This window comes from Polaromonas sp. P1_G2 (genome assembly GCF_056405515.1).
Genome location: NZ_JBFUBY010000100.1, coordinates 35277 through 41967, shown reverse-complemented (window position 1 = coordinate 41967; position 6691 = coordinate 35277). Strand labels below are relative to the sequence as shown.

7 protein-coding genes are annotated in these 6691 nt (G+C 67.8%); 3 read left to right on the top strand and 4 right to left on the bottom strand.

All coding sequences use genetic code 11. The features are described 5' to 3' along the window. Positions 1–40: 40 nt before the first annotated feature. The 3 genes from AC1D0P_RS12455 to AC1D0P_RS12445 form a co-directional block, all read right to left on the bottom strand. Positions 41–1084: a LacI family DNA-binding transcriptional regulator gene (locus AC1D0P_RS12455; protein WP_477677025.1), complete on the bottom strand. Its 1044-nt coding sequence runs from the start codon at positions 1082–1084 to the stop codon at positions 41–43. A gap of 321 nt (positions 1085–1405) precedes the next feature. Next, complete coding sequence (locus tag AC1D0P_RS12450) at positions 1406–1780, bottom strand: hypothetical protein (RefSeq protein ID WP_477677024.1); 375 nt, start codon at positions 1778–1780, stop codon at positions 1406–1408. Between the two features lie 17 nt (positions 1781–1797). Next, entirely contained in the window at positions 1798–2592 is a 795-nt protein-coding gene (locus tag AC1D0P_RS12445) for an SDR family oxidoreductase (protein ID WP_477677023.1), read from the bottom strand. 323 nt (positions 2593–2915) lie between these two features. Between AC1D0P_RS12445 and AC1D0P_RS12440 the strand changes: the two genes are divergently transcribed. Genes AC1D0P_RS12440 through AC1D0P_RS12430 form a run of 3 tightly spaced genes read left to right on the top strand, consistent with a single transcriptional unit; the run spans position 2916 to position 5645 of the window. Next, positions 2916–3071, top strand: coding sequence for a hypothetical protein (locus AC1D0P_RS12440; RefSeq protein WP_477677022.1), 156 nt, complete (start codon positions 2916–2918; stop codon positions 3069–3071). 29 nt (positions 3072–3100) lie between these two features. Next, complete coding sequence (locus AC1D0P_RS12435; protein WP_477677021.1) at positions 3101–4147, top strand: M48 family metalloprotease; 1047 nt, start codon at positions 3101–3103, stop codon at positions 4145–4147. Between the two features lie 43 nt (positions 4148–4190). Then, complete coding sequence (locus AC1D0P_RS12430; RefSeq protein ID WP_477677020.1) at positions 4191–5645, top strand: tetratricopeptide repeat protein; 1455 nt, start codon at positions 4191–4193, stop codon at positions 5643–5645. 128 nt (positions 5646–5773) lie between these two features. Here the strand turns inward: AC1D0P_RS12430 and AC1D0P_RS12425 are convergent, their stop codons facing one another. After that, a complete protein-coding gene (locus AC1D0P_RS12425) occupies positions 5774–6691 on the bottom strand; it encodes a DMT family transporter (RefSeq protein WP_477677019.1) in 918 nt (305 codons plus the stop codon).

Genomic DNA, 6691 nt, shown 5'->3' with positions numbered 1-6691 from the left:
AACAAATTAATATTAGGGCAAAGGCCAGTCTTGCGTCAAGTCAGGCACTGGCTCTTTTGACTATGAGAAACCCTAGGTCTCGCACCCGCGCGCCGACGTCGCGGTTTTCAGCGACATCGAGGATGAACCGGGCCGCCTGGCGACCTATGGAGGTGCCGTCGATACGCACCGTGCTCAGGGAGGGATGGGTGAAAGCAGCAAACGGGAGGTCCCCGAAACCCATGACCGCCACATCACCCGGAACAGACAGGCCCAATGCCTGGGCCTCGGTGATGACGCCGTGGGCAATGACGTCGGAACCACAAAAAACCACGTCAATATCAGGATGGCGCGCGCGCAGGTCGGCGAAACCGGCTCTGCCGTTGGCCAGCGATGAAGGCGCGGGCACGGTACAGACCGGGATGCCGTGCACGTCCAGTTCGGCCAGCCGCGCCTCAAATCCGGCGCGGCGGCGCATGGCGCGCTGGTCTTCCGCGATGACCACGCCTGGCCGGCGGAAGCCCTGGCCGTACAGGTAGTCCGCCACCGCCGCACCGACTTTCTCGTGGGAGAAGCCCACGATCATGTCGATGGGCGTGGGCGTGATGTCCCAGGTCTCGACGACGGGAATGCCCGAGGCCAGCAGGCGGCGGCGCCCTTCCGGCGAATGCATGATGCCGGTCAGCACGATGCCGTCGGGCCGCCGGCCGACGATGGCGTCTATCAGCGCATCCTCGCGCGCGCCGCTGTAGCCGCTTTGGCCCAGAATCAACTGGCAGCCGGCCTCGGCCAGCGCGTCGGTCAGCGCCTGTATGGTTTCCAGGAACACCGGGCCGGCGATGGTCGGCACCAGCGCCGCCACCAGCCGGCTGCGGTTGGAGGCCAGGCCGCCGGCGATCAGGTTGGGCACATAGCCGCTGCGCGAAATCGCGCCGCGCACGCGCTCCAGGGTTGCGGGCGACACGGCCGCCGGCGTGTTGAGCGCGCGCGACACCGTGATGGCCGACACGCCGGCCAGGCTGGCCACGTCGCTGAGGGTGATGCCGCCGGTTCCGGGGCGCGGGGCACGCTTGGCCTTGCGCAGCGTCTCTGTGGGTGACTTCATGCCCGGATGTTAACGCTAACTTTTGGCTGCGGGGTTCTTTTCATCGAAAGGTGCCGGACATGACTTCCATCGGGAAAGCATGCCTCAGTACAGGTGCAAGGCCAGGTTCAAAAAGAAGCTGCGACGACCTGCTGATGGCCGGTGATGCCTGGTGCTCTTGCTCCTTCCCCCGCTGGGGGAAGGCTGGGATGGGGGCCGGCGGTGGCTGATGGTTCGCCGTGCTTGTTCGAAGGCTGCTGGCCCCCACCCCTACCCTCCCCCAGCGGGGGAGGGAGCTGAATCGGGAGGGAGTTAATCGTGGTTTTTGGCCCTGGCCCGATGCTAGTCCGCGCCCAGGCCGAAGTGCCGCCTGAAGGCCTCGCAAAATTCCGCGGTCCCGCTGAGGGACAAGGTCAGCGTGTGCCGCGGCTTGCCGRTCGGGCCCGCCTGGACTGACAACCGGCGCGCCGCCTCGTCATAGTGCAAAGCCTCGGGCGCCGTCAGCTCCTGCATGCCATGCAGGTCGTAGTCCCAGTCAAAACCGTCTTCGAGCGGGCCGCGCCGTCCGGCAAATTCCGCGTGGGCCCAGCCCAGCACCTGGACGGCCTCGGCATGGACGGCCGCCACCTGCTCCGGCCAGGTGGAGGCCATGGCCTCCAGCGTGCCCGTGCCGTCGCTACCTTCCGCGTAATCGAAGTGAAGATAGTCCAGGCTCAAGGGCGCGTGCTCAATGCTCAGTAGGTGCCCGGATAGGCCCCGCCGTCGGCCAGCACGTTCTGCCCCGTCATGTAGGCGGCATGCGTGCTGCACAGGAAGGCGCAGATGGCGCCGAACTCTTCGGGCGTGCCGAAGCGCTGGGCCGGGATGTTCTTGAGGCGCGCGTCCATGATGGCTTCCAGCGGCTGGCCGGTTTTTTGCGCCGCGCCGCTCATGGTGCCGCGCAGGCGGTCGGTGTCGAAAGCGCCCGGCAGCAGGTTGTTGATGGTGACGCCTTGCGCCGCGAGCTTGGTGCGCGCCACGCCGGCCACGAAGCCGGTCAGGCCGCTGCGCGCGCCGTTGGACAGGCCCAGGATGTCGATGGGCGACTTGACCGAACTGGAAGTGATGTTGACGATGCGCCCGAAGCCGCGCGCCGCCATGCCGTCGACCGTGGCCTTGATGAGCTCGATCGGGGTCAGCATATTGGCGTCCACCGCCTTGAGCCAGGCGTCGCGGTCCCAGTCGCGGAAGTCGCCGGGCGGCGGGCCGCCGGCATTGGTCACCACGATGTCGAAATCCTTGCGCAGCGCGAACACCGCGGCCCGGCCTTCGGGCGTGGTGATGTCGGCGGCGACGTACTGGACGCCGGTGCCTGCGGGTTTGCCCTTGTCCGCCTTCAGTTTTTCAGCCGCGGCCTTCAGCGTTTCCTCGCCGCGCGCCACGATCAGCACATTGACGCCTTCGCGCACCAGCGCCTCGGCGCAACCCAGTCCCAAACCTTTGCTGGCGCCGCAGACCAGCGCCCATTTGCCTGCAATACCCAAATCCATAATAATTCCTCATTACAACCACGGGGGAGAGCGGCTCATGATACTGAGTAAATACAAAATACAGGCGGGGATGGTTATCGCCCCCCTGCTCACATCCATGCTGGTTTTCAGCGCCGCTGCACAGGCCCAGCCGCAAGGCGAGGCGGTGCTGATCAAGCGCGAGGCGCAAGGGGGGCGCCGCCGGCGGCGCGCTGCGCAGCCTCTCGAGCTTTTTCAACAAGGGCAGCGCGCAGGCGCCCTCGAGCACGGTCTCCACCTCCACCGTCGGCATACGCGGACTGGGTGCCGAAGACCTGGCCAACGCGCAGCCGAATGTGGCGGCCGTGGCGCAGGCCGACGCCAACCGCGCGAATGCCGCGCAGGCCCGGCAGTTCGCCGGCAGCGCCTCGCTGAACAGCCGGCAGGTCGAGCCCCTGCCCACACCCGCCCCGCCGGCCCCCGCGCCCGGCAGCGCACCGGCCGAGCAGTACGGCCGCTGAGCCGCCACAAGACAACAAGAGGCCACGCCATGAACCTTCACCACTTCCCAAAGCCCGCACGCCATGCGGCCTGTGCCCTGGCCCTGCTGGCCGGCCTGCTCCCGCTCGGCGCCCACGCCCAGGATGCCGGCAAGGCGCTGGGCGGCCTGTTCCAGTCGCTGATTCGCCCCAACCAGCCCGCGCAGCCGGCGCAGGCACAACCCAATTCGGCGGCCGGCCTGGCCGGCGCGCTGCTGGGCGCCGGCCTCACGCCGGGCGGGCAGCAGGCGGCCCAGGGCGGCGACCTGTTCAAGCTGCTGTCGCAGTCGCTGGATCAGATCGACGAACCGCGCGAAATCCAGATCGGCCAGCAACTGGCCGCCGTGCTGCTCGGCAGCAAGCCGCTTTATCCCGACATGGCCATGCAGCGCTACCTCAACCAGCTGGGCCGCTGGATCAGCCTGCAGTCCTCGCGCCCCGACCTGCCCTGGACCTTCGCCATCCTCGACGATCCCGGCTTCAATGCCTTCGCCACGCCGGGCGGTTATGTCTTCGTCACCAAGGGACTGATGGACCGCGTCGCCGACGAGGGCGAGCTGGCCGGCATCCTGGCCCATGAAATCACCCACGTCACGGCCAAGCACCACCTGATCGCGCTGAACAAGAGCGCGCGCGCCGGCCTGCTGACCCAGGTCATCGGTTCGCAGCTCAAGAACGACCTGGGCGGCATGGTGTCCTCGCAGCTGCTGGCGCTGGGCCGCAACATGTACACCAAGGGCCTGGACCAGCAGGACGAATTCGACGCCGACCGCACCGGCGTGGCCCTGGCCACGCGCGCCGGCTTCGACCCCTACGGCCTGGTGGGGGTGCTGCAGCAGTTGCGCACCGCCGCGCCCGACGACGCGCTGTTCGCCCTGTCGCTGAGCACGCATCCACCGGCACAAACCCGCCTGAACCAGCTCGAGCAAGCCATGGGCACTCGGCTGGACGCCTATGCGGGGCAGCCTGCCGTCACCGTGGCGCAGCGCCTGGGCGCCGCAAACCGCCGGCCTACGGCACAGGCGCCGGCAGCAGGGAAAGCCCCCACCAAAAAATAGGCTGACAATCCGGCTCTGATTCACGGGCAGGACAAAGGGCGGTATGGAATTCTGGAGCCGGCTGGGTAAGCTGGGTAAGCAACAAAAGGCGGAGGAACGAAGCGTCGCGGGTCAACAGCCGCCGCCTCCCGTCGGCGCGGCCGGTTCCGCCGAGCTCAAAAAACAGGGCAACGCGCTGCTGGCCAGGGGCGATCTGCCGGGGGCCGGCTTGCGCTACCGCGCCGCCACCCTGGCGGACCCGCATGACGCGGCAGCCTTCGTCAACCTGGGTTACGTCCTTTGCGAACAGCAGGACTTCCGCGAAGCGCGGCTTGCGCTCGAACAGGCGCTGGTTCTCGATCCGTCCCAGTTCGACGCTCATTTCATGCTGGCGACCCTGGCGCAAGACCAGGGCGACATGGCCCTGGCGGCCTCCCACCTTCGGGAGGTCCTGCGCCTTCGGCCCGACTTCGACTTCATGACGCAGGCGTCCTACGAAGGCCAGTACGACAAAACGGTTGAGCGCTACAAGGCCATCCTGGAAATAGACCCTCACAATGCCCCGGCGCACTGGGGCCTGGGATTCGCCAGCCTGCTGCTGGGTGACTACGAACGGGGCTGGACGGAATGGGAGTGGCGCTCCAAGGTGAGCCACGGCGCCTACGACCGCCACTTTGCCCAGCCGCTGTGGCTCGGGGCCGAACCGGTCGCGGGAAAAACCGTCCTGCTCCATTTCGAATACGGTTACGGCGACACCCTGCAGTTCTGCCGATACGCGGCCGATGTCGCCGCGCTGGGCGCGCGCGTGGTCATGCAGGTGCAGCGCGGGCTTGGCGGGCTGCTCTCGGGCCTGGCCCCCGGCGTGCTCATCGTTGAAGAGGGCGAGCCGCTGCCGGCGTTTGATCTCCACTGCCCATTGATGAGCCTTCCGCTGGCGCTCGGCCTCCACACCCGGGAAATCGTGACGGCGCCCGGCCCGTACCTGCGGGCCGCACCCGAGCGTGTCGAACGCTGGCGCAAGCGGATGGACTCCCCCGGCATGCCGGCCCCGCGCATAGGCATCGTCTGTTCCGGCAATCTCGCGCACAGGCGCGACCAGCAACGCTCCATTCCCATGGGCCACTTTTTGCGCGCCCTGCCGGACGACATGAACGCGGTATGCCTCCAGCCCGATTTACGCGAAACCGACGCGGCGGCGCTCGAGGCCGACGGCCGTGTCAGCTTCCCGGGCCGGGAGCTGGCCGATTTCGCGGACACCGCCGCACTCATTTCCACGCTGGACCTGGTCATCAGCGTGGACACCAGCACCGCGCACCTGGCCGGAGCCCTGGGCAAACCGGTCTGGATCCTGCTGCCCCATGCGCCGGACTGGCGCTGGCTGCTCCAGCGCGAGGACAGCCCCTGGTATCCCGGCGCGCGACTGTTCAGGCAGGACAGGCCCGATGATTGGAGCGCTCCCCTGGACAGGGTCAGGCAAGCATTGAGCCGAATGCGTGAGCACTCCACGACGCCACGGTAAAGGACCGTGGAGCCAGCATCCCCCATCAGCAGGGGCCGCGGAACCGGCTTTGCCGGGCCGCAGGCGCAGCGGCCCCCTCGGGGGGCAGCGACCCACACGCAGTGGGGGAACGTGGGGGCTATCTCTGGCTATCTAGTTCTGGTGAAGACAAAGATGCCGGCGATGACAAGCACAGTCCCCGCCGCTACCCAGGCAGTGAACGGCTCACCGAGGATCAGCACGCCCATCAGGATGGTGGACATGGGCCCCACCATGCCGGTCTGCGCGGCCATGCCGGCGCCTATGCGCTCGATGGCCATCATCACCATGAGCACCGGCACCGCGGTGCACAGCGTGGCATTGAGCAGCGACAGCCAGATCACCTCGGGCGCGACGGCGGCCGCGCTCAGCGGACGCAGCAGCACGAACTGCAGCAGGCAGCACAGGCAGGCCACCGTCGTCGCCAGCCCCACCAGGCGCAGCGCGCCCAGGCGCCTGACCATCTCGCCGCTGTAGACCAGGTAGAGCGCGTAGCTCACCGCGCTCAGGAACACCAGCAGCGCACCCCAGGCCGCATCCGAGCCTTGCAGTGTGATCTCGTGGCCGAACACCAGCACCACGCCGCAGTAGCTGATGGCCATGCCGATGATTTGCGGCGCCTTGACGCGGCGCTTGTACATCACCAGGCCCAGCAGCAGCACCAGCGTCGGGTTGAGGTAGAGGATCAGGCGTTCGAGCGAGGCGCTGATGAAGGCCAGCCCCGCGAAGTCCAGGAAGCTCGCGAGGTAGTAGCCCGTGAAGCCCAGCCACAACACGCCCAGCCAGTCCTTGCGTGTCAACGGCGCCTTGCCGCGACTGGCCCACCAGGCCATCACCGCGAAGATCGGCAGCGCGAACAGCATGCGGTACATGATCAGCGTGACCGCGTCCACGCCGTAGCGGTAGGCCAGCTTGACGATGATGGCCTTGCCGCTGAAGGCGATGGCGCCCAAGGTCGCCAGCAGCAGGCCGGTCGCGAGGCTTTTGGGGGCGGCCGCAGGGGCGGGAGCGTCGGGTGGAGAACTCAA

What these genes read in the sequence shown, in the direction of transcription:
- AC1D0P_RS12455 (WP_477677025.1), bottom strand. Translation starts at nt 1,084, where the DNA reads ATGAAGTCACCCACAGAGACGCTGCGCAAGGCCAAGCGTGCCCCGCGC.
- AC1D0P_RS12445 (WP_477677023.1), bottom strand. Translation starts at nt 2,592, where the DNA reads ATGGATTTGGGTATTGCAGGCAAATGGGCGCTGGTCTGCGGCGCCAGC.
- AC1D0P_RS12435 (WP_477677021.1), top strand. Translation starts at nt 3,101, where the DNA reads ATGAACCTTCACCACTTCCCAAAGCCCGCACGCCATGCGGCCTGTGCC.
- AC1D0P_RS12430 (WP_477677020.1), top strand. Translation starts at nt 4,191, where the DNA reads ATGGAATTCTGGAGCCGGCTGGGTAAGCTGGGTAAGCAACAAAAGGCG.